24 protein-coding genes are annotated in these 19,097 nt (G+C 67.9%); 13 read left to right on the top strand and 11 right to left on the bottom strand.

The features are described 5' to 3' along the window. The first annotated feature begins 106 nt into the window (after window positions 1-106). The 6 genes from bamA (at window position 107) to BHE75_RS24140 (ending at window position 5,029) form a co-directional block, all read left to right on the top strand. A complete protein-coding gene (bamA, locus tag BHE75_RS15010; RefSeq protein ID WP_070934350.1) occupies window positions 107-2,791 on the top strand; it encodes an outer membrane protein assembly factor BamA in 2,685 nt (894 codons plus the stop codon). Beyond that, window positions 2,791-3,363, top strand: a complete 573-nt coding sequence (locus tag BHE75_RS15005) for an OmpH family outer membrane protein (RefSeq protein WP_015457591.1) — start codon at window positions 2,791-2,793, stop codon at window positions 3,361-3,363. The genes bamA and BHE75_RS15005 overlap by 1 nt, the downstream gene beginning before the upstream one ends. Before the next feature lie 4 nt (window positions 3,364-3,367). After that, on the top strand, window positions 3,368-3,859 hold the full coding sequence (gene fabZ / locus BHE75_RS15000) for a 3-hydroxyacyl-ACP dehydratase FabZ (RefSeq protein ID WP_015457590.1): 492 nt from the start codon (window positions 3,368-3,370) through the stop codon (window positions 3,857-3,859). A gap of 169 nt (window positions 3,860-4,028) precedes the next feature. After that, window positions 4,029-4,259: a 50S ribosomal protein L31 gene (gene rpmE, locus BHE75_RS14995; RefSeq protein ID WP_015457589.1), complete on the top strand. Its 231-nt coding sequence runs from the start codon at window positions 4,029-4,031 to the stop codon at window positions 4,257-4,259. 113 nt (window positions 4,260-4,372) lie between these two features. Beyond that, complete coding sequence (locus BHE75_RS14990) at window positions 4,373-4,738, top strand: teicoplanin resistance protein VanZ (protein ID WP_070934349.1); 366 nt, start codon at window positions 4,373-4,375, stop codon at window positions 4,736-4,738. A gap of 102 nt (window positions 4,739-4,840) precedes the next feature. Beyond that, window positions 4,841-5,029 carry a hypothetical protein gene (locus BHE75_RS24140; RefSeq protein ID WP_139181734.1) on the top strand — a complete coding sequence of 63 codons (189 nt, stop codon included), beginning with the start codon at window positions 4,841-4,843 and terminating at the stop codon, window positions 5,027-5,029. A gap of 13 nt (window positions 5,030-5,042) precedes the next feature. Here BHE75_RS24140 and BHE75_RS14985 read toward each other — a convergent pair whose 3' ends face one another. From BHE75_RS14985 to BHE75_RS14965, 5 genes are all read right to left on the bottom strand, one after another. Next, the gene (locus tag BHE75_RS14985; protein WP_015457587.1) at window positions 5,043-5,453 is read right to left on the bottom strand and encodes a hypothetical protein; all 411 of its coding nucleotides are present in this window, start codon (window positions 5,451-5,453) and stop codon (window positions 5,043-5,045) included. A 38-nt stretch (window positions 5,454-5,491) separates the two neighbouring features. Then, window positions 5,492-5,881, bottom strand: coding sequence for a hypothetical protein (locus BHE75_RS14980; RefSeq protein ID WP_015457586.1), 390 nt, complete (start codon window positions 5,879-5,881; stop codon window positions 5,492-5,494). 54 nt (window positions 5,882-5,935) lie between these two features. Then, on the bottom strand, window positions 5,936-6,478 hold the full coding sequence (locus BHE75_RS14975; RefSeq protein WP_070934348.1) for a demethoxyubiquinone hydroxylase family protein: 543 nt from the start codon (window positions 6,476-6,478) through the stop codon (window positions 5,936-5,938). Further along, a complete protein-coding gene (locus tag BHE75_RS14970) occupies window positions 6,457-6,918 on the bottom strand; it encodes a disulfide bond formation protein B (RefSeq protein WP_070935953.1) in 462 nt (153 codons plus the stop codon). Before BHE75_RS14970 ends, BHE75_RS14975 begins: the two co-directional genes overlap by 22 nt. A 78-nt stretch (window positions 6,919-6,996) precedes the next feature. Next, window positions 6,997-8,259 (bottom strand): S41 family peptidase, encoded by a 1,263-nt coding sequence (locus tag BHE75_RS14965; protein WP_254684463.1) that lies wholly within the window; start codon window positions 8,257-8,259, stop codon window positions 6,997-6,999. Between BHE75_RS14965 and BHE75_RS25030 the strand changes: the two genes are divergently transcribed. Further along, window positions 8,258-8,488 carry a hypothetical protein gene (locus BHE75_RS25030; RefSeq protein WP_254684462.1) on the top strand — a complete coding sequence of 77 codons (231 nt, stop codon included), beginning with the start codon at window positions 8,258-8,260 and terminating at the stop codon, window positions 8,486-8,488. The two genes, BHE75_RS14965 and BHE75_RS25030, sit on opposite strands and share 2 nt — an antisense overlap. Window positions 8,489-8,541: 53 nt before the next feature. On the opposite strand, the gene BHE75_RS25360 is transcribed toward BHE75_RS25030, so the two are convergent. The 5 genes from BHE75_RS25360 to BHE75_RS14940 all read right to left on the bottom strand — a co-directional run bounded on the left by BHE75_RS25360 (window position 8,542) and on the right by BHE75_RS14940 (window position 12,522). Next, entirely contained in the window at window positions 8,542-9,039 is a 498-nt protein-coding gene (locus tag BHE75_RS25360; protein WP_438830626.1) for a murein hydrolase activator EnvC family protein, read from the bottom strand. Window positions 9,040-9,742: 703 nt separating this feature from the next. After that, window positions 9,743-10,165, bottom strand: coding sequence for a 23S rRNA (pseudouridine(1915)-N(3))-methyltransferase RlmH (locus BHE75_RS14955; RefSeq protein WP_015457581.1), 423 nt, complete (start codon window positions 10,163-10,165; stop codon window positions 9,743-9,745). A 4-nt stretch (window positions 10,166-10,169) separates the two neighbouring features. Further along, on the bottom strand, window positions 10,170-10,562 hold the full coding sequence (gene rsfS / locus BHE75_RS14950) for a ribosome silencing factor (RefSeq protein ID WP_015457580.1): 393 nt from the start codon (window positions 10,560-10,562) through the stop codon (window positions 10,170-10,172). Window positions 10,563-10,570: 8 nt separating this feature from the next. Continuing rightward, a complete protein-coding gene (locus tag BHE75_RS14945) occupies window positions 10,571-11,248 on the bottom strand; it encodes a nicotinate-nucleotide adenylyltransferase (protein ID WP_070934345.1) in 678 nt (225 codons plus the stop codon). Then, window positions 11,212-12,522 carry a glutamate-5-semialdehyde dehydrogenase gene (locus tag BHE75_RS14940; protein ID WP_084653242.1) on the bottom strand — a complete coding sequence of 437 codons (1,311 nt, stop codon included), beginning with the start codon at window positions 12,520-12,522 and terminating at the stop codon, window positions 11,212-11,214. The genes BHE75_RS14945 and BHE75_RS14940 overlap by 37 nt, the downstream gene beginning before the upstream one ends. A gap of 59 nt (window positions 12,523-12,581) precedes the next feature. On the opposite strand from BHE75_RS14940, the gene BHE75_RS14935 reads away from it, so the two are divergent. From BHE75_RS14935 to BHE75_RS14925, 3 genes are read left to right on the top strand one after another with little or no spacing between them, the layout of a single operon-like run. Continuing rightward, entirely contained in the window at window positions 12,582-13,730 is a 1,149-nt protein-coding gene (locus BHE75_RS14935; RefSeq protein ID WP_070934344.1) for a DUF3667 domain-containing protein, read from the top strand. 22 nt (window positions 13,731-13,752) lie between these two features. Further along, complete coding sequence (locus BHE75_RS14930; protein WP_070934343.1) at window positions 13,753-14,034, top strand: GNAT family N-acetyltransferase; 282 nt, start codon at window positions 13,753-13,755, stop codon at window positions 14,032-14,034. Beyond that, window positions 14,027-14,494 (top strand): OsmC family protein, encoded by a 468-nt coding sequence (locus tag BHE75_RS14925; protein WP_070934342.1) that lies wholly within the window; start codon window positions 14,027-14,029, stop codon window positions 14,492-14,494. The genes BHE75_RS14930 and BHE75_RS14925 overlap by 8 nt, the downstream gene beginning before the upstream one ends. Window positions 14,495-14,530: 36 nt before the next feature. Here BHE75_RS14925 and BHE75_RS14920 read toward each other — a convergent pair whose 3' ends face one another. Further along, window positions 14,531-15,433, bottom strand: a complete 903-nt coding sequence (locus BHE75_RS14920; RefSeq protein ID WP_015457574.1) for an AraC family transcriptional regulator — start codon at window positions 15,431-15,433, stop codon at window positions 14,531-14,533. 181 nt (window positions 15,434-15,614) lie between these two features. Here BHE75_RS14920 and BHE75_RS14915 point away from each other — a divergent pair, with 181 nt between their 5' ends. The 3 genes from BHE75_RS14915 to BHE75_RS14900 all read left to right on the top strand — a co-directional run bounded on the left by BHE75_RS14915 (window position 15,615) and on the right by BHE75_RS14900 (window position 19,082). Then, on the top strand, window positions 15,615-16,574 hold the full coding sequence (locus BHE75_RS14915; protein ID WP_070934341.1) for an SDR family NAD(P)-dependent oxidoreductase: 960 nt from the start codon (window positions 15,615-15,617) through the stop codon (window positions 16,572-16,574). Between the two features lie 49 nt (window positions 16,575-16,623). Next, a complete protein-coding gene (locus tag BHE75_RS14910; RefSeq protein ID WP_070934340.1) occupies window positions 16,624-17,682 on the top strand; it encodes an NAD(P)-dependent alcohol dehydrogenase in 1,059 nt (352 codons plus the stop codon). Window positions 17,683-17,957: 275 nt separating this feature from the next. Beyond that, on the top strand, window positions 17,958-19,082 hold the full coding sequence (locus tag BHE75_RS14900; RefSeq protein WP_084653524.1) for a 12-oxophytodienoate reductase: 1,125 nt from the start codon (window positions 17,958-17,960) through the stop codon (window positions 19,080-19,082). Window positions 19,083-19,097 lie beyond the last annotated feature (15 nt).

Genomic DNA, 19,097 nt, shown 5'->3' with positions numbered 1-19,097 from the left:
ACCGGCGTACCTTTTGGGGGGCGCCTGATTTGAAGACCAGTTGGGACAAGGGCGGGTACGCGTGACGGCAATGAAGGCACGGACCATCGGGGGCGAACGGCAAGCCATGAACTCGCTCCGGCGGATGGGACCGCTGCTGCTGGTGGGGACGATTTTGGGCGGAATGCCCGTCGCCGCCGCATATGCGCAGGATGCGGCGCCCGCAGCGTCGGCGCCGGCGGCCGCGGCATTGCCGGGCAGCGGCGTGGTGCGGACCATCGCGGTCGCCGGATCGCAGCGGCTGGAGCCGGATACCGTCCGCTCCTACATCAAGCTGAAGCCGGGCGACCCCTATACGCGCGAGACGCTGGACCAGGCGCTGAAGGACCTTTACGCCACCGAATTGTTCGCCGACGTCCAGATCCGCGACGATCACGGCGCGCTGACCATCCAGGTGCGCGAGAACCCGGTGATCAACCGCATCGTCCTGGAAGGCAATAAGCGCCTGAAGGAAGAGAAGATCCGGCCGGAGATCCGGCTGGCGCCGCGCCAGATTTTCACCCGTTCCAAGGCGCGCGCCGACGTGGCGCGCATCATCGAGCTCTATCGCCGGCAGGGCCGTTTCGCCGCCACCGTCGAGCCGAAGATGGTGCAGCTCGACCAGAACCGCGTCGATATCGTGTTCGAGATCAACGAGGGCGCGAAATCCAAGGTCCGCCAGATCAACATCATCGGCAACCAGCATTTCTCGGCCGGCGAACTGGAAGGCGAGATGGCGACCAAGGCCTCGCGCTTCTGGCGGATATTCTCCTCCAACGACAGCTATGATCCCGATCGCCTGGCCTATGACCAGCAGAAGCTGCGCCAGTTCTACCTGACCCAGGGCTATGCCGATTTCCGCGTGATCTCCGCCGTTGCCGAGCTGACGCCGGACAAGCGCGATTTCATCATCACCTATGTGATCGAGGAGGGCGATCGCTACAAGTTCGGCGATATCGACGCCGAGAGCGAGATCCGCGACATCAAGCCGGACACGCTGAAGGCACTGATCCGCATCCGCAAGGGCGACTGGTACAACGCCAAGACGGTGGAAGATACCGTCGACGCCATCACCGAGACCACCGGCCTCTTGGGCTTCACCCCCGACGTCCGCCCCGATTTCGTGCGCGACAAGGACAAGCTCACCATGTCGGTCACCTTCAAGGTGAACGATGCGCCGCGCGTCTATGTCGAGGACATCGCGATCAACGGCAACACGCACACCAAGGACAAGGTGGTGCGCCGCGAGTTCCGCCTTTCGGAAGGCGATGCGTTCAACAGCTTCCGCGTCAAGCGCTCGCGCGATCGCATCCAGTCGCTCGGCTATTTCCAGGAAAAGCTGGAGATCGAGCAGAAGCCCGGGTCGGCACCCGACCGCGTGGTGCTGGAAGCGAATGTCGAGGAGAAATCGACCGGCGAGCTGCAGGTCTCGGCCGGCTTCTCGAGCCTCGAGAAGTTCATCGTCGATCTTTCGATCCGTGAGCGTAACTTCATGGGCAAGGGCCAGGAAGTCCGCGCCGGTGTCAATTATTCGACCTATTCCAAGTCGATCGAGCTGGGTTTCACCGAACCCTATCTGATGGACAAGAATATCGCGCTCGGCTTCGACGTGTTTCGGCGCGATTACAACTCGTTCAACTATTACGGCAACGATCGCCGGACCACCTACGAGCAGACGACCACCGGCTTCCAGGTGCGCGCGGGCGTTCCGCTGACCGAATATGTCAGCCTGGCGCTGCGTTACGGCCTGAGTTTCGACGACGTCTCGCTCGACAAGAACACATTCTACATGGTGAACTCCCAGGGCGAACTGGTCTGCGATCCGCTGCTCGCAGGCCGCTATCTCTGCGATGCGCTGGGCAAGCGGACGACCTCCTCCGTCGGCTACAGCCTTGTCTTCGACAATCTGAACAACCGCGTTCGTCCCAGCCGGGGCCAGCGCGTTGTGTTCAGCCAGGATGTCGCGGGCCTCGGCGGCAGCGTGCGTTATGTCCGCTCACGCATCGATGCCGACAAATATTGGAATGTCGGCAGCGGCTTCATCTTCTCGCTGGGCGTCGAAGGCGGCGCGATCCTGCCGTTGCAGAGCAGCCCGGGGCCGGGCGTGGACGCGGTGCGGCTGACCGATCGCTTCTTCCTGGGCGAGCCGCAGATGCGGGGCTTCGCGATCCGCGGTATCGGTCCCCGCGTGCTGCGCATCCCTTACGATGCGGATGGCAAGCCGATCACCAACCGTGACCAGATGTATGACGACGCGCTGGGCGGCCGTTATTACTATATGTCGCGCGCTGAACTTGAAATTCCGCTTGGTTCGGGTGCGCGCGAGATGGGGCTGCGTCCGTCCATCTTCCTTGACGTCGGTTCGGTTTTCGGCGTCAAGAAGCCGTTGCCGACGGCTACGTTCGAGGACACGGATGGCGATGGCAAGCTCGACCCCGTGACGCGGCCGGTGCGGGATAGCTCTGGCAATCCGCTATATCTGATCCCGGAGGGGCAGACGAATGCGGGCACGTATACGACCTGCGTCACCGGCCAGAAGAACGACGCCGGTACTTGCGTAGGCAGTGTTCCCAACAATGCCGCGACCAATTCCTATGGCCCTTGGGACGAGAAGTTCCTGGGCGATACCTGGAAGCCGCGCGTTTCCGTCGGCTTCGGGGTCAACTGGAATTCGCCCTTCGGGCCGTTCCGCATCGATATCGCCAAGGCGCTGGTCAAGCGTGACGGCGACGATACAAAGCTCATCACCTTCAACGTAGGGACTCAATTCTGATGAAGACCATTTCCAAGGCGGCCGTTCTGCTTGCCGCGATTGCCGCCCTTCCGGGCGTGGCTCAGGCCCAGAAGGTTCCGGGGGCGGTGATCGTCACCGTCGACACCCAGAAGATCTATGCGGAATGCAATGCCTGCAAGGCCGCGCAGACCCAGCTTCAGAGCCAGGCGCAGCAGCTGCAGCAGCTGCAGGAATCGCTGGGCGCCCCGATCCGCACCGAAGCGGAAGCGATTTCCAAGGCGGCCGGCGGCAAGGCGCCCGACGCCGCGCTGCAGCAGCGCATCCAGGCGCTCCAGACCAAGGAGCAGCAGGCCAACCAGCAGCTGCAGCAGCGCCAGCAGCAGTTCCAGCGCAACCGCGCCTATGTCGCCCAGCAGATCACCGAGAAGCTGAACCCGATCGTCACCCAGGTGATGCAGGCGCGCGGCGCCAACATCGCGGTCGACACCGGCGCCACGCTGGCGGCCTCCGCCGGGCTGGACGTGACCAACGACGTGATGACGCAGCTCAACTCGCAGCTGCCGAGCGTCAACACGACGGCGCCGGCCGCGCCTGCGCCCGCGAGCCGCTGATCCGGTGAGCGAGACGACGGACGTGGCTGGCGACGCGGCCGGGAATCGCGGCCCGCTGGATATCCGGCGGGTGCTGGCGGCGCTGCCCCATCGCTATCCGATGCTGCTGGTCGATCGCGTCGAGGAGCTGATCCCCGACCGGTCGATCGCGGCGATCAAGGCGGTGACGATCAACGAGCCCTTCTTCCAGGGCCATTTCCCCGGCCGGCCGATCATGCCGGGCGTGCTGATCGTCGAGGCGCTGGCGCAGGCGGCGGGCGTGCTGGCGGTGGAATCGCTGGGCCTCGCCGGTTCCGGCAAGCTCGTCTATTTCATGGCGATCGACGAGGCGAAGTTCCGCGTGCCGGTGGAGCCGGGCGTGCTGCTGCGCCTAGAGGTCGAGTTCGTGCAGAAGCGCGCGACGGTCTGCAAGTTCGCGGGCCGGGCGCTGGTGGACGGCAAGGTCGCCGCGCAGGCGAACTTCACCGCCATGATCGCGGACCCGCCGGCGGCCTGAATCCTCCGGCGAAACGCAGGATCATGAAGGGGCGGTTCCGCGTGGCGGGGCCGCCTCTTTCATTCGGGACGACGGGGCAAGCGCGCCTTGTCAATCGCGGCATCTGCCGCTATGGCCGCGCCTTCATTGCCCAGGCTGGTCGGAAACCAGCCATTTCAGGAGCGAAATGATGAAGAAGGACATTCACCCCGACTACCACATGATCAAGGTCCAGATGACGGACGGAACCGTCTTCGAGACCCGTTCGGTCTGGGGCAATGCGGGCGATACGCTGCAGCTCGACATCGATCCGACCGTCCACCCGGCGTGGACCGGCGGCAAGTCGACCCTGCTGGATTCCGGCGGCCAGGTCGCGCGCTTCAACAAGCGCTTCGGCGGCCTCACGCTCGGCAAGAAGTGATCGCATGGGCGGCGGAGCCAGGAGGCTCCGCCGCTCTGCCATATCGGGCGCGACGGCGCCCCGGCGCCGCCTGAAGGCGCCATTTCCTTTCCCGATCGGATGAGGCCGGCCGCATGGCCCTGATCGAACGCCTCGCGCGGCCGCTATTCTGGGCGGCGCTGATCTTCGCCTATGGCGCGGCGATCATGCCGCAGGCCGAAGCACCGCACATCGCCGCTTCCGATAAGATCGAACATATGATCGCCTTCTTCACCCTGGCGCTGCTGGCGGGGCTGGGCTGGCCGCGCCGCGCCCTGTGGCGGACCGGGCTGGGGCTGGCGGGGGTGGGTGCCGCGATCGAAATCACCCAGGCGATCCCGATGCTGCACCGGGATGCCAACGCCATGGATTTCCTGGCCGATTGCGCGGCGATCCTGTTCGGCCTCGGCATGATCGCTGCGATCCGCCTGCTGCCTGCTTATCGCGCGCCCACCGATTGATCTGCCGTAGCGAATATCTTAACCATAAAGATATAAGCAGGAAAACGGACCGTCGGCGGCGCCGTGGGGATGGCATCGATCGGCGGGGACAAGGGGGTCGCCATGTCCTTATTATGCCGATTGGGGCTGCATCGCAGCGAGACGCCCGGCGTGTGGAATGACGGGCTGTTCTTCGATCGCTGCCGGGCGTGCGCCGAACCGCTGATCCGGCGGCCGGACGGCCGCTGGACACGAGTGCCGGACGATTATGTCGTGATATGGAGCGATCGGCGGCCCTGCCACCAGGGCTGATGTCGCACGGCCGTCAGGGAATGTCGGCTGCTTCCTGCCGGGCCTGTTCGCGTTCCGCGCGCGCCTGGCGCATGAACATCTGGTAGCAGCCGGTGGCGCCGCCGCTGCCGACTGGGGAGCAACTGTTGGGCGTGCCGGCGCGGCTGACCCATTCGAGCTGGCGCACGGTATTGGACCAGCTTTGCTGGGCGGGCTCGGCCTTCTTGCCCCTGAAGCGCTTGGGCACGCGGTAGCGTTCGCTTTCCGGTTCGCGCCCGCACACGACGATCTCGTCGCTGGTGCTGCGCGGGCAGGGATCGTCGCCATAGACGACCAGCGAGGAGACTTTCTCCGGCGGGGTTCCGGTTGTCGCGTCCTGGGCGTAGGCAGGCAGCGCGCCCAGCAGGCCCAGCGTGACCAGGCCGAGGCGGATGGTGCTGCGCATATGGTCTGTCCTCAAGGATCGGGAGGGGGGCGGCCGGCTCAGAATGGGATGCCGGTCTTCTCGCCATTGGCGGCGCGCTCGTCCCGCGCCTTGCGGAACATTTCGCGCATGCAGCCCGATGCGCCGCCGCTGCCGACCGGCGAGCAGCTCTGGGCGCCGGAGCGGCCGACATATTCGAAGCTGCGCGCGCGCTCATTCCAGGCATCGTTGCCCGTGAGTTCGGAATCGCGGAGGTCCTTGGGAATGCGATACCGCTCATTTTCGTCGAGGCGGCGGCAGACGACGATTTCCTCGCCATTGCTGGTGGGGCATTTGTCGTTGCCGTAGATGGTCAGCACCCTTTCGGATCGCTGCGCCTGCGCGACGTCGAAGGGCATGGCCGCCGACGCGGCGATCACGAAAGCGAGGCTGGCGATCACGGTCTTCATCGTGCCGATCCTATATTGTCCTACCCCAACGTCTGAACCAGGGGCAGGGATGCGTCAAATCCGCTTCGAAAGCGCTATCGCGGCCCGGCAGCCGAGACGGATGGCGCCGGAGAGCAAGGGATAAGCGGGCGCTTCCTCGGCGCCTTCGGCCAGTGCTATCTCGCGATGTTCGACCTCCTCGGCCCGGAAATCGGCGATGGCCTCGCTGAGTTCGGGGTCGCCGGTGCCGATCCGTTCGAGCTGCTCGCCATAATGGCGGTCGATCTCCGTCTCGATCGCCGCGGTGCAGGCCATCGCGGCCTTGGGGCCGATCAGCGCCGTCGCCGCGCCCAGCGCGAAGCCCGCGACGTTCCACAGCGGCTGGAGCGCGGTCGGCCGCACGCCGCGTTCGGCGATCATCGCATCGAAGCGGGCGCGGTGGCGTTCCTCCTGCAGGGCCATGCGCGCGATCAGGCGGCTGCCCGGCGCATGATCGCCCATCACGGCGAGTTGCCCGGCATAGATGCGGGTCGCGCCATATTCGCCGGCCTGATCGACCCGCAGCATCGAGGCGCGGGCTTTTTCGTCGATCGGCATCAGCGGGGGCGTTTCAGGCATAGGGCCAATATAGTCGCTCCGCCGGCAAGCGAAACGATCGCATTCCATCCGGCGAGAGAAATTCCGAACAGCGACCATTGCACCTCATCGCAACGGACCATCGGCGCCGCCATGATATCGGCGAGGACATCGCCCGAATTGCCGATCGTGCTGCAGCGGGTGAGCCCTTCCCACCAGCCATATTCGACCCCGGCGTGAAAGACGCCGATCGCGCCGCTGGCCATGATCGCCAGCGCCGCCAGGATGGTGAGCGGCCGCGCGGCGGGGCGGACGAGAAAGGCGAGGAGCGCGATCGCGATCGCCGCATAATGCGGCCAGCGCTGCCAGTGGCACATCTCGCACGGATAGAGGCCGCCGATGAACTGCGATCCCAGCGCGCCCGCCATCAGCGCCGTGGGGATCAGGAGGGCGAGCAGGCGGGCCGTGGCGAATCTGGTCATGGGGAGGGCGGAGATCCCTTGGGATTGCGGCTCCCCTCACGCGGCCTTCCGGGCCGGGAGGGGAGCCGGACGAGAGGTTTAGCGGCCGCCCTTGGGGCCGGCGCCCGCTGTCACGGTGCCCTTGGCCGCGGCGCTGGTGGTCGCGGCGGCGGCGGTTGCAGGCGCACCGCCGAGGCGGGCGAGGGTCTTCACCGCATAATCGAGCTGGAAGTCCGAAACGCCCTGCTTCTCAAGCTGGGTGGCCGTCAGCTGGAAACGGGGATCGGCCTTGGTGTCGTCCTCCAGCACGCTTTCGTCGAGCTTCGCCTCGTTGATGAGGTGACGGCGCAGATCGGCCTCGCGCAGGCGCGGACGGTCCTTGTAATCGGGGTCGGTGAGCTGGGGCACGCGGATATCCGGCTGGATGCCGCCTTCCTGCACCGAGCGGCCCGACGGCGTGAAATAGCGCGCGGTGGTGAGCCTGAGCGCGGTATCCTCGGTCAGCGGCAGCAGCGTCTGCACGGATCCCTTGCCGAAGCTGCGTTCGCCCATCACCAGGCCGCGCCGGTGATCCTGGAGCGCGCCGGCCACGATTTCGGCCGCCGAGGCCGATCCCGCGTCGATCAGGACGATCACGGGCAGGCCATGGGCGAAATCGCCAGGGCGGGCATACCAGCGTTCGATATCGCTCTTCTCCCGGCCGCGCTGGGAGACGATCTCGCCGCGATCGAGGAAGGCGTCCGAAACCTCGATCGCCTGATCCAGCAGGCCGCCGGGGTTGGAGCGGAGATCGACGACATAGCCGAGCGGCTGGCCGCCGACCGCCTTGTCGATCGACACCAGCGCCGCGCGCACCGCTTCGCCGGTCTGCTTGTTGAAGGTGTTGATGTTGACGATGCCGACCTTGTCCTTCACCTCCCACTTGACGGGCTTCAGGGTGATGACCTCGCGCGTCAGCGTCACGTCGAAGGGCTTGTCGCGGCCCGGGCGGACGATGGTTAGCTTCACCTGCGTGCCCGGCTTGCCGCGCATCTGATCGACCGCTTCGTCCAGCGTGCCGCCATAGATCAGCTTGCCGTCCAGATGGGTGATATAGTCGCCCGACTTGAGCCCGGCCTTGTAGGCAGGCGTATCCTCGGTCGGCGCGATGATCTTGACCGCGCCGTCCTCCATCGAGACCGTCAGGCCCAGGCCGCCATAGGCGCCGTCCGTCTGCGTACGCAGATTCTGATAGTCGCGCGAATCGAGATAGGAGCTGTGCGGATCGAGGCTGGCGAGCATGCCGTCGATCGCGCCCTTGATCAGCGTCTTGTCGTCAACCTTGTCGACATATTCCGATCGCACGCGATCGAAAACGCTCATGAACTGGTCCATTTCGCGGAAAGTTTCCGCATCCGCGGCCGCCAATGCCGACGTGACGGTGGGAACCAGCGCAACAGCGCTGACGAGCAAGGCGGAACGCAACAATAATCTGGCCATCGACAGGGTGCCTTCGCTGGATATTGCCACCACGTTACAGCCTTTCCATCTCCGGCAACAAGGCTGCCGGATGAAAAGCCTGGGCGGGGGCATGGTCGATCACCGGCGATGAAGATGCGGTGAACGGGATGNGGGGGTAGGGGNGGCGGGGTGCGGGGCGTGCCATCAGCCCTGCCCCAGCAGCGGAACGATATCGATGGGCTGGCCGGCGCGGCGCAGCTCGACCGTCACGCCGCCGGCGCCGCCATGGGCGCGGCCGATCGGGCTGCCCTGGTCCACCGCCTCGCCCACCCTGGCGTTGAGCGCGGCGAGGCCGGTGACAAGGCTGGTCCAGCCGCCGCCATGTTCGATGATGACGATATTGTCATAGCCCCGGAAGGGGCCGGCATAGGCGATCCGGCCACGCGCCGGCGCAACCACCAGCGCATCGGCCCTGGCGCCGATGGTGAGCCCGCGGGCGCGGACGCCGGCGTCCGAAATCTCGCCGAGGCCGCGCACCAGCTTGCCGGTAACGGGCAGGCGATAAGCGAGGTTGAGCGGGCCTTCGGGCGCGGGCTCGGCGGGNGGGGCCGCCGCCTGGCCCGGGACGAGCGGGCGGAGGACCGGGCCGGGGAGCGCGGCCAGCCGATCGCGCGTGCGCGACTGGCTGTCGAGGCGATCCATCAGGTCGGCGACGGTGCGGGCCTTTTCCCCCAGCGCCATCGCCCGATCGGACTGGGCGAGCGAATCATCGGTGAGTGCCTGGGCGCGGATGCGGTGCCGGGTTTCGAGCCGGGCGAGTTCCGCGCGTTCCGCCTGCAGTCGATCGCGGCTGTCGCGCAGGCTGGCGGCCGCCTGATCGGCCTCGCGCTGGAGAGCGAGGCCGTGGGCGACCTCGCGCCGGAGCCCGGCGGTGCGATCGCGGATCGCCGGCACCTGCGCATCGAGCAGCGCGCGGACATGGACGACATCGGCGATGGAGCCGGGCTGGACGAAGGCGAGCGCGGTCGGCCGGCGGGCCATCGTCTGCAACGCGGCCGTGAGCCGGACGATCGGGGCCTGCTCCTCGGCGAGCCGCGCGCGCTGGCGGGCGCGGAGCGCGGCCACGTCGCCCATCCGCTTCTCGGCGGCGGCGATCTCCGCCTCGGCGGCCATCACGCGGCTGGCGACGGCGGCTTCCGCGGCGCGGGTGCGGGCGGCGTCCTCTGCGGCGCGGGCGGCCTGTTCCTCCAGCCCCGCCGCGCGGGCGGCGGCGGCATCGGCCTGGCGACGGATCTGATCGGCCGAAATCTCGGCCGCCGTGGGCACCCGCGCGATTGCCAGGCCCGCCACGGCGCCGGTGGCGATGGTCGCGGCGATCAGCAGGGGGCGGGCCATTGCGATGTGCTCAGCCTTCGCGATGATAGGGGTGGCCGGCCAGGATGCTGGTCGCCCGCCATAATTGTTCGGCCAGCATCGCCCTGGCCAGCATGTGCGGCCAGGTGGCGGCGCCGAAGGCCAGCAGCAGATCGGCGCGTTCGCGATCGGCGGGTTCCAGCCCGTCGGCCGCGCCGATCAGGAAGCGGGCCTCGCGCCGGCCGTCGTCCCGCCAGCGGCCCAGCTTTTCCGCGAACGCCAGCGAGGGCAGCTGCTGGCCTTTCTCGTCCAGCGCCACGAGGATGGAATCATTGTCCAGCACGGGTGCGCGGCCGCCCTTGTCGGGCAGCTCGGTAACGCGGGTCGGCCAGGCGATCCGCTTCAGATAGCGATCGACGAGCTCCGCCTCGGGGCTGCGGCCGATCTTGCCCCGCGCGACGATGTGGAGCAGCAACGCCTCAGGCTTCGCCGGCCGGGCGGCGTTCCTCCTCGAAACCCCACATGCGTTCGAGATTGTAGAAGCTGCGGACTTCGGGGCGGAACAGGTGGACGATCACGTCGCCCGCGTCGATCAGCACCCAGTCCGCCGTCGGCAGCCCTTCGATACGGGCGATGCGGCCGGTTTCCTGCTTGATGCGATCGGCGAGCTTCTGCGCCATCGATGCCACCTGGCGCGACGAACGGCCGCTCGCGATCACCATGTGATCGGCGATGCTGCTCTTGCCGGCAAGCGGGATGGTTACGGTCTCGACGGCCTGGTCGTCGTCGAGCGAGCGGAGCACGAGCTGGTGAAGCGCGGCCGACGGCTCGGGTTCGTTGGTGCCCCGAAGGGCGGCGGTACTGGCGGGCAAAGGGCCTCCTAGTCGATGCACCGGCGCGTCACGGGGTCGCGCAGGGCCTGTTGATGATATGCGTGAAACCAAAGCGGGTCTTCAGCCCGCAAGCGCGTGGCGGAACCGGGATCTGGGCGAAAGCGCAGCAGCACGAGCGCCGGCGGTCTCCACGTCGTCCAGTTTCTCGCCTGGCTTGCGGGCCGGACGAAACGCCGCAGCCAGCCCATCGCCCTCGTAGCGTGAGCAGCCCCATCATAACCCGGACGGGCGATTACGGCAATCGGAACCGTCCGCGCGATCCTGCGCCAGTCCCGCCAGCGGTGGAACTGGACGAGATTGTCCGATCCCATCAACCAGATGAAGCAGCGATCGGGGTAGAGGCGGACGAGCTTTTCCAGCGTCTCTGCGGTGTAGCGGGTGCCCAGCCGCCGCTCGATCGCGGTGACGCGGATCGGCGCGCGCCGGGCCATGGCGCGGGCGCTGGCGACGCGGGCCGACAGGGGGGCCATGTCGGGCGCGCCATCTTTCAGCGGGTTGCCGGGGGAAACCAGCCACCATGCCTCGTCCAGCCCCAGCGCCTCGATAGCGGCAAGGGTGATGCGACGATGGGCGCGATGGGCGGGATTGAACGATCCGCCGAGCAGGCCGGTCGCCCTTCTGCGATGGCTCAAGGGCGGAGCTGTCCCGTGCCGCGCACCACCCATTTATAGGTCGTGAGCCCTTCGAGCGCGACCGGGCCGCGCGCGTGGAGACGGCCGGTGGAGATGCCGATTTCCGCGCCCAGGCCGAATTCGCCGCCATCGGCGAACTGGGTGGAGGCGTTCCACATCACGATCGCCGAATCGACTTCCGCCAGGAAGCGTTCGGCGGTGGCGGCATCCTCGGTGACGATCGCGTCCGTGTGATGGGAAGCATGGGCGGCGATATGGCCAATCGCCTCGTCCGCCCCGGAAACGGCCCGCACCGCGCAGATGGCATCGAGATATTCGGCATCCCAATCCTCGTCCCCCGCCGGCAGGATCCGGGGATCGAGGGCCTGGATTTCCGGGGTTCCGCGCAGTTCGCAGCCGGCATCAAGCAGGGCCTTCACCACGGCCGCGCCCTCGGGGAAGGCGCGGTCGATCAGCAGCGTTTCGGTCGCGCCGCAAACGCCGGTGCGGCGCATCTTGGCGTTGACGGCCAGCGCCACCGCCTTCGCGGGATCGGCGGCGGCATCGATATAGGTGTGGTTGATGCCGTCGAGATGGGCGAGCACGGGCACGCGCGCCTCGGCCTGGACACGCGCGACCAGCGACTTGCCGCCGCGCGGCACGATGATGTCGATGAGGCCGGCGGCCTTGAGCATCGCGCCCACGGCCGCGCGATCGGTGACGGGGACGAGCTGGATCGCGTCCTCGGGCAGGCCGGCGGCGCGGAGCCCTTCGATAAGGGCGGCGTGGATCGCCCGGCTGCTTTGGATCGCTTCCGATCCGCCGCGCAGGATCGCGGCGTTGCCGGCCATCAGGCAGAGCGCCCCGGCATCGGCGGTAACGTTGGGGCGGCTTTCGTAGATGATGCCGACGACGCCCAGCGGCACGCGCACCCGGCTCAATTCCAGGCCGTTGGGTCGCGCGGCGCGATCGACGACCTGGCCGACCGGATCGGCAAGGGCGGCCACCGCCTCCAGCCCGGCGGCGACGCCTTCCAGCCGCGCGGGATCGAGCCTCAGCCGATCGAGCAGGGCGAGCGACAGGCCGTTTTCTCGGCCGCGCGCCATATCGGCGGCATTGGCGGCGAGAATCCCGGCCTCGTTCGCGCGCAGAGCGGCGGCGGCGGCGCGGAGCGCATCGGCCTTCACCGCGGTCGGCGTGCGGGCCAGCACCGCGGCGGCGGCGCGGGCGCGGCGGCCCATATCCTGGATCAGCGCCTCCGCATCCGGGACGGGCGCATCCGTGGCGGACGTAGCGGCGGACGAAGCGAGGCTGGCGGCGTCTGTCATGGCCGAGCCCTATCACGTCGCCCCTCGCTTCGCCACGGTCACGCCGCTATCCTGGGCACATGACCGGAGAATTCGAAGCAGCGGCGAATGTCGCGACCGGGGCCCTTGCGGCTCATGCGATCGAGGGCGAGCGGCTCGGGGGCCGCCGCGCCACCGATGACGGCCACACCCACGAAAGCGCCTGCCTGAACTGCGGCACGCCGCTTGCGGGCCATTTCTGCCAGAATTGCGGGCAGGCGGCGCACCTGCACCGCACGGTGATGGCGCTGGTGCACGATATCGCCCACGGCGTGTTCCATTTCGAAGGGAAGATGTGGGGCACGCTGCCGCTGCTGTTCTGGCGGCCGGGGGAGCTGACCCGGCGCTATATATTGGGCGAGCGGGCGAAATTCGTGTCGCCGCTGGCGCTCTTCCTGTTTTCCGTATTCCTGATGGTGGCGGTGTTCTCCTGGGTCGGCCTGCCGATCCGCGGCGCGAGCGGGCATACGGTGGAGGAGGTGGCGAGTGGGTTGCAGGAGGCCCAGCGCGAGATTGGCAGCGAGAATGACAGGTCCGCCATCCGCCTGAAGGAGTTGCAGGCCGCCCGCGACGAGCTGAAGGCGGCGGGCGACAACACCCGCGCGCTGGACCGGCAAATCGCCGATCTGCAGCGCGAGCTGGCGGTGACCAACCTCATGACCGGCCGGGTGGCCGAGCAGGCCGCCCTGGTCGGCAAGGATAGTGCCAGGGCACCGGTCGCCGAGCCGACCCATTCCGGGATCAACGCGAACACCGGCTGGCCCGCATTGGACGAAGGCATTGAGAAAGCATCGAAAAATCCGGCGCTATTGCTCTACAAGCTGCAATCCTCCGCCTATAAATTCTCCTGGGCGCTGATCCCGATATCGCTGCCCTTCATCTGGCTGATGTTCGCCTGGCGCTGGCAGTTCGGCCTCTACGATCATGCCATCTTCGCCATATATTCGCTGGCGGCGATGACGCTGATGATGGTGACGATGAGCTTCGCCGCGCTGATCCTGCCGGCNACCGCGATCATCATATTCATGACCTTCTTTCCGCCATGGCACATGTATCGCCAGCTGAAGGGCGCCTATTCGCTCGGCTGGTTCAGCGCGCTGTGGCGGACCTGCTTCCTGCTGTTTTCCGCGACCTTCGCGGCGACCCTCTTCCTGCTGCTGCTGCTGGCGATGGGCGTGACGGGGCATTGAGGAAGGCGGACGGGAGACGCAGATGGCTTCGGTGATCGACAATCCGGCGCAGCACCGGTTCGAACTGGCGCTGGACGGCGACAATGTGGCGGCGGCCTATTACCGCATCGACGAGGAAGGCCGGGTGGTGCTGACCCATACCGAGGTGCCGTTCGAATATTCGGGGCAGGGGATCGGCACGAAGCTGGCGACCGGCGTGTTCGATGCGATCCGCGCGAGCGGGCGCAAGGCCGTGCTGAAGTGCAGCTTCATGAGCCGCTTTTATGCCGGCCACCCCGAATATTCGGATATCGTCGATGGATGAGCGGGCCCAGGAAGGGCGCGGCACGGGCGGGGAGAGCGGCATGAGCGACAAGGTGGAAGTGACTGTGAGCGAGACGGGCGCGAGCCCGTTCGCGGTGCGGATCGAGACCGGCGGGCATAGCCTGATCGGCGACGAGCCGGTGGCGATGGGCGGTGCCGACCTCGGCCCGTCGCCCTATCAGATGCTGGCGGCGGCGCTGGGCGAATGCACGACGATGACGGTGCGCTGGTTCGCCCGGCAGCAGCAATGGCCCGTCGACCATATCGAGACCGAAGTGACGCACGAGAAGGCGGCCGTGGAAGGCCGGCCGGGCAAGACGGACGTTTTCCGCAAGACCGTGCGCATCCGTGGCGATGCGCTGACCGGCGAGCAGCGCACGCGCCTGCTGGACGTGGCCGCCAAATGCCCCGTCCACCGGACGCTGGAGAACAGGTCCGCGATCGAGACGCTGGCCGGCTGATTGGGGGCCGGCTGATCGGGGGCCGGGTGATCGGGATCAGGCCGCGCTGCTGATTTCCGGCAGGCCGATGCCGGCGCCGCGCAGCCGCTCCGCATCGCGCGAGGGCGGGACGCCGAACATGCGGGCATATTCGCGGCTGAACTGCGAGGCGCTTTCGTAGCCGACCCGGTAGGCGGCGCGCGTCGCATCCGCGCTGATGACGAGCAGCCGCCGCGCTTCCTGCAGGCGGAGCACCTTCTGATATTGCAGCGGGCTCATCGCCGTGGCGGCCTTGAAATGGCGGTGGAAGGAAGCGGGGCTCATGCCGGCAATCTCGGCCAGCGCCTCGACGCGGAGCGGCTCGTCGAAATGCTCCCTGATCCAGGCGATCGCCTGGCGGACCTGCGACAGGCGGCTGTCCGCCTGGGCGATCTGCCGCAGCACGCCGCCCTGCGGGCCCCGGAGCAGGCGATAGAGGATTTCGCGTTCGTGCAGGGGCGCGAGGACGGCGGCATCCTCCGGCGTATCGAGCAGGGCAAGCAGCCGGAGGCAGGCATCGAGCAGGTGCGGCGTGACCGGGCTGACGGCGAAGCCGGCGGTGCGGCCGCCGGACGCGGGCGGGGCATCCGGCAGCAGCGCGGCCAGCGCCTCCCGATCGAGCGTGAGGCTGAGCGCGACATAAGGGCGATCGGGGCTCGCCTCGACGATGCGGCCGGATGCCGGCAATTCCAGCGAGGCGACGAAATAGGATGCGGGATCGTAGCGCAGCACGCGATCGCCGATCAGCACCTGCTTGGCGCCTTGCAGGACCAGGCACAGCATCGGCCGGTAGAGCGTGGCCGTGGAACATGTCTGCCCGCTGGAAGCATAGAGGGCGAGGCGGGGGAGGGCGGCTTCCCGGTGCGGGTTGTGGAGGTGGCGCTCGGCAAGGGCGAGCATCTGATCGAGCTGATGGCGCATGGCCTCGAAGATTGGCGCGCGCCGACCCGGTGGCAAGGGCGGGCCTGCATCCCGGCCCGTGCTTTGATAGGATCAGGCAAGAGATCGACACGATCGGGCGCCCGGAAGCGGGGACTGCCATCCATATCGGCCCCGGCTTCGAGGGGGCGATGGGCCTCCTCCACGGCAATGGAGAACAGCCATGACCATATTCGGCGCGGAATCGACGACCGACGAGGTGCTGGAAGGCGTCGATCTTTCCGGCCGGCGCATCCTGGTGACCGGCGTTTCCGCCGGGCTGGGCGTGGAGACGGCGCGGGCGCTGGCGGCGCACGGCGCGGACGTGGTGGGCGCGGCGCGCGACCTCGCCAAGGCGGAAGCCGCGACCGCAAGCGTGCGCGCGGCGGCGCGGGACGGCGGCGGCAGCCTGGAGCTGATCCGGCTCGACCTCGCATCGCTGGCGAGCGTGCGGGCGGCGGCCGACGCGCTGATCGCCGATGGCCGGCCGCTGGACATCATCATCGCCAATGCCGGCGTGATGGCCTGCCCCAAGGGGGTGACGGCCGACGGCTTCGAAACGCAGTTCGGCACCAATCATCTGGGGCATTTCGTGCTGGTCAACCGGATCGCCCCGCTGCTGAAACCGGGCGGCCGGCTGGTGAACCTTTCGTCCGCCGGCCACCGATATTCGGACGTCGACCTGGACGACCCCAATTTCGATCATACCGCTTACGAAGAGTTCGTGGCCTATGGCCGATCGAAGACCGCCAACATCCTGTTCGCGGTGGAGTTCGACCGGCGCCATCGCGACCGGGGCATCCGCGCGGCGGCCGTGCATCCGGGCGTGATCCGCACCGAGCTGAGCCGCCACATGACCCAGGAGGCGCAGGACGCGCTGATCGCGTCCATCACGGCGAACCAGCCCGAGGGGGCGCCCGCCTTCCACTGGAAGACGGTGCCACAGGGCGCCGCCACCTCGATCTGGGCGGCGATCGTGGCCGCGCCGGACGAGATCGGCGGACGTTATGCCGAGGATTGCCATGTGGCCGAGATCGCCACCGGCACTTCGCGGCGCGACGGCGTGCAGCCCTACGCCCTCGATCCCGAGCGGGCGAAGGCGCTGTGGGCCAAAAGCGAGGAAATGGTCGGCGAGCGTTTCTGACCGACCCGCAATTCAACACCACACATCCACCATCACCCGAGGAGTGAAGATGAAGACCACCGGCTATGCGGCGCTGAACGCCGAGACCCCGCTTGCTCCCTACAGCTTCGACCGTCGCGAGCTTCGTTCCGACGACGTGGCGATCGAGATCCTCTATTGCGGCGTATGCCATTCCGACCTGCACCAGACGCGCAGCGACTGGCCGGGCACCATATACCCCTGCGTTCCGGGCCACGAGATCGTCGGCCGGGTGATCGAGGTGGGCGGCGACGTGACCCGGCACAAGGTGGGCGATGCCGTCGCGGTCGGATGCCTGGTCGACAGCTGCGGCCATTGCGACCAGTGCCTCGCCCATGAGGAGCAGATGTGCCGCGAGGGCGTGACGCTGACCTATAATGGCCGCGACCGGATCACCGGCGACGTGACCTATGGCGGCTATTCCAAGCATGTCGTGGTGCGCGAGGAGTTCGTGCTTTCCATCCCGGAAGGGCTGGACCTGGCGCGCGCCGCGCCGCTGCTCTGCGCCGGCATCACCACCTATTCCCCGCTGCGCACCTGGCATGTGGGGCCGGGCAGCCGGGTGGGCGTGATCGGCCTGGGCGGGCTAGGCCATATGGCGGTGAAGCTGGCCGCGGGCCTTGGCGCCGACGTGACCGTCATCAGCCGCAGCGACGCCAAGACCGCCGACGCGCTGGCGCTGGGCGCGGACCGGGTGCTGGTTTCGACCGACGCGGAAGCGATGGCGGCCGCCGCCAACGCCTTCGACCTGATCATCGATACCGTGCCGGTGCGGCATGACCTCCGCCCCTATATGCCGCTGCTCGATATCGATGCGACGCTGGTGATCGTGGGCCAGCTGGGGCTGGTGGACGAGATCAGCACCCTGCCGCTGCTGATGGGACGGCGGCGGATATCGGGATCGCCCGTGGGCGGCATCGCCGAGACGCAGGAGATGCTGAACTTCTGCGCGAAGAAGAACATCCTGCCCGAATGCGAGATGATCGCCATACAGGAGATCAACGGCGCGTTCGAACGGATGGAAAAGGCCGACGTGCGCTACCGCTTCGTCATCGACATGGCGACGCTGGAAGGGCCGGCGGCGGCATAGGTTCGCCAATGCGGCGCCGCGCAACCTTGGGGTGCGCGGCGCCGCATTCGTGATGCCCGCCCGGAAGGACGGGTGCTGCGCCAATCGATCTTGCGGCTGGGGCGGCACGATCTTCGAGGGGGATCACCGCTTTCCGGTGGTGATCCCCCTTGGGGAGGACGGGAGGTCCCGCCGGTTGACCATGACGATCCCTGGGGGCCGGATTATGGCGCTATCGGCGGGTCGGGCGTGATCGCCGGCTGGCGATGGCGCTTGCGGCGGATCATAATCCGGCCATGACCGATCCGCTCTTTTCGCCGCTGGCGCTGGGTTCGCTGGCGCTGCCCAACCGCATCGTCATGGCGCCGATGGGGCAGGGCAAGGCGCCCGGCGGCCTGCCCCATCCCGATTATCCCGCTTATTTCCGGCGGCGGGCCGAAGGCGGCACCGGCCTTATCATCAGCGGCGCGACGGCCGTTGGGCACGACAATGCCGCCTTCGACGAGAATGAGCCGCGCTTCCACGGGGCCGCGCTGGCGATCTGGCAGAAGGCGGCGGAGGCCGTGCACGGGGCCGGCGGGCGGATGATGCCGCAGCTTGCCCATGCCGGCCTGCAGGGCATCGCGCAGGTGCCGCCGCCCTGGCGCGGCATCGGCCCGTCCGGCATCTGGCTGGCGGGGGCCGAGGTGGGCCGGCCGCCAGCGCCGGAGCGGATCGAAGGCCCGCCGATGACCTTGGCGGAGATCGACGCCGTGATCGCGGCCTTTGCCGAGGCCGCCGCCGCCGCCCGGCGCATCGGCTTCGACGGCATCGAGATCCACGGCGCGCACGGCTTCCTGATCGATCAGTTCCTGTGGCACCGCACCAACCGGCGCGACGATGCCTATGGCGCCGATCGCGTGCGCTTCGCGGCCGAGATCGTCGCCGCCTGCCGCAAGGCCGTGGGGCCGGATTTCCCGATCGCGCTGCGCTTTTCCCAGTTCAAGATGACGGATTATGCCGCGAAGCTGGCGGAAAGCCCGGCCGATCTGGAGGCGCTGGTGGTGCCGCTGGCCGAGGCCGGCGTCGACATGTTCGATTGTTCGCTGCGCCGTTTCTGGCGGCCGGAATTCGCAGGCAGCGGCCTGAACCTCGCCGGCTGGATCAAGCATATCACCGGCCGTGCCACCATCGCCGGCGGCGGCATCGGCCTGGCGGCGACCGCGCTCGAATATGGGCAGGGGGACGTCTATGGCCGCGTCGCCGAGCCTTCGGACCATTATCTCGACGACGTGCGCGGCCGCATCGATCGCGGCGAATTCGATCTGGTGGCGCTCGGCCGATCGCTGCTGGGCGATCCGGCCTGGCCGGCCAAGGTGCGCGCCGGGGACCATGAATCGCTGCAGCCCTATCGGCCGGAGCTGCTGGCCGGGCTCAACTGAACCCGGCCGGGAAGG

Origin of the sequence: Edaphosphingomonas haloaromaticamans, assembly GCF_001853345.1 — a bacterium.
Taxonomy (GTDB): domain Bacteria; phylum Pseudomonadota; class Alphaproteobacteria; order Sphingomonadales; family Sphingomonadaceae; genus Sphingomonas_E; species Sphingomonas_E fennica.
The sequence above is the reverse complement of the archived record's forward strand: the minus strand, read 5'-3'. Positions and strand labels throughout refer to the sequence as shown.

What these genes read in the sequence shown, in the direction of transcription:
- bamA (WP_070934350.1), top strand. Translation starts at nt 107, where the DNA reads ATGAACTCGCTCCGGCGGATGGGACCGCTGCTGCTGGTGGGGACGATT.
- BHE75_RS15005 (WP_015457591.1), top strand. Translation starts at nt 2,791, where the DNA reads ATGAAGACCATTTCCAAGGCGGCCGTTCTGCTTGCCGCGATTGCCGCC.
- rpmE (WP_015457589.1), top strand. Translation starts at nt 4,029, where the DNA reads ATGAAGAAGGACATTCACCCCGACTACCACATGATCAAGGTCCAGATG.
- BHE75_RS14990 (WP_070934349.1), top strand. Translation starts at nt 4,373, where the DNA reads ATGGCCCTGATCGAACGCCTCGCGCGGCCGCTATTCTGGGCGGCGCTG.
- BHE75_RS24140 (WP_139181734.1), top strand. Translation starts at nt 4,841, where the DNA reads ATGTCCTTATTATGCCGATTGGGGCTGCATCGCAGCGAGACGCCCGGC.
- BHE75_RS14985 (WP_015457587.1), bottom strand. Translation starts at nt 5,453, where the DNA reads ATGCGCAGCACCATCCGCCTCGGCCTGGTCACGCTGGGCCTGCTGGGC.
- BHE75_RS14980 (WP_015457586.1), bottom strand. Translation starts at nt 5,881, where the DNA reads ATGAAGACCGTGATCGCCAGCCTCGCTTTCGTGATCGCCGCGTCGGCG.
- BHE75_RS14975 (WP_070934348.1), bottom strand. Translation starts at nt 6,478, where the DNA reads ATGCCTGAAACGCCCCCGCTGATGCCGATCGACGAAAAAGCCCGCGCC.
- BHE75_RS14970 (WP_070935953.1), bottom strand. Translation starts at nt 6,918, where the DNA reads ATGACCAGATTCGCCACGGCCCGCCTGCTCGCCCTCCTGATCCCCACG.
- BHE75_RS25030 (WP_254684462.1), top strand. Translation starts at nt 8,258, where the DNA reads ATGAACTGGTCCATTTCGCGGAAAGTTTCCGCATCCGCGGCCGCCAAT.
- BHE75_RS14965 (WP_254684463.1), bottom strand. Translation starts at nt 8,259, where the DNA reads ATGAGCGTTTTCGATCGCGTGCGATCGGAATATGTCGACAAGGTTGAC.
- BHE75_RS14945 (WP_070934345.1), bottom strand. Translation starts at nt 11,248, where the DNA reads ATGGGTGGTGCGCGGCACGGGACAGCTCCGCCCTTGAGCCATCGCAGA.
- BHE75_RS14940 (WP_084653242.1), bottom strand. Translation starts at nt 12,522, where the DNA reads ATGACAGACGCCGCCAGCCTCGCTTCGTCCGCCGCTACGTCCGCCACG.
- BHE75_RS14930 (WP_070934343.1), top strand. Translation starts at nt 13,753, where the DNA reads ATGGCTTCGGTGATCGACAATCCGGCGCAGCACCGGTTCGAACTGGCG.
- BHE75_RS14925 (WP_070934342.1), top strand. Translation starts at nt 14,027, where the DNA reads ATGGATGAGCGGGCCCAGGAAGGGCGCGGCACGGGCGGGGAGAGCGGC.
- BHE75_RS14920 (WP_015457574.1), bottom strand. Translation starts at nt 15,433, where the DNA reads ATGCGCCATCAGCTCGATCAGATGCTCGCCCTTGCCGAGCGCCACCTC.
- BHE75_RS14915 (WP_070934341.1), top strand. Translation starts at nt 15,615, where the DNA reads ATGACCATATTCGGCGCGGAATCGACGACCGACGAGGTGCTGGAAGGC.
- BHE75_RS14910 (WP_070934340.1), top strand. Translation starts at nt 16,624, where the DNA reads ATGAAGACCACCGGCTATGCGGCGCTGAACGCCGAGACCCCGCTTGCT.
- BHE75_RS14900 (WP_084653524.1), top strand. Translation starts at nt 17,958, where the DNA reads ATGACCGATCCGCTCTTTTCGCCGCTGGCGCTGGGTTCGCTGGCGCTG.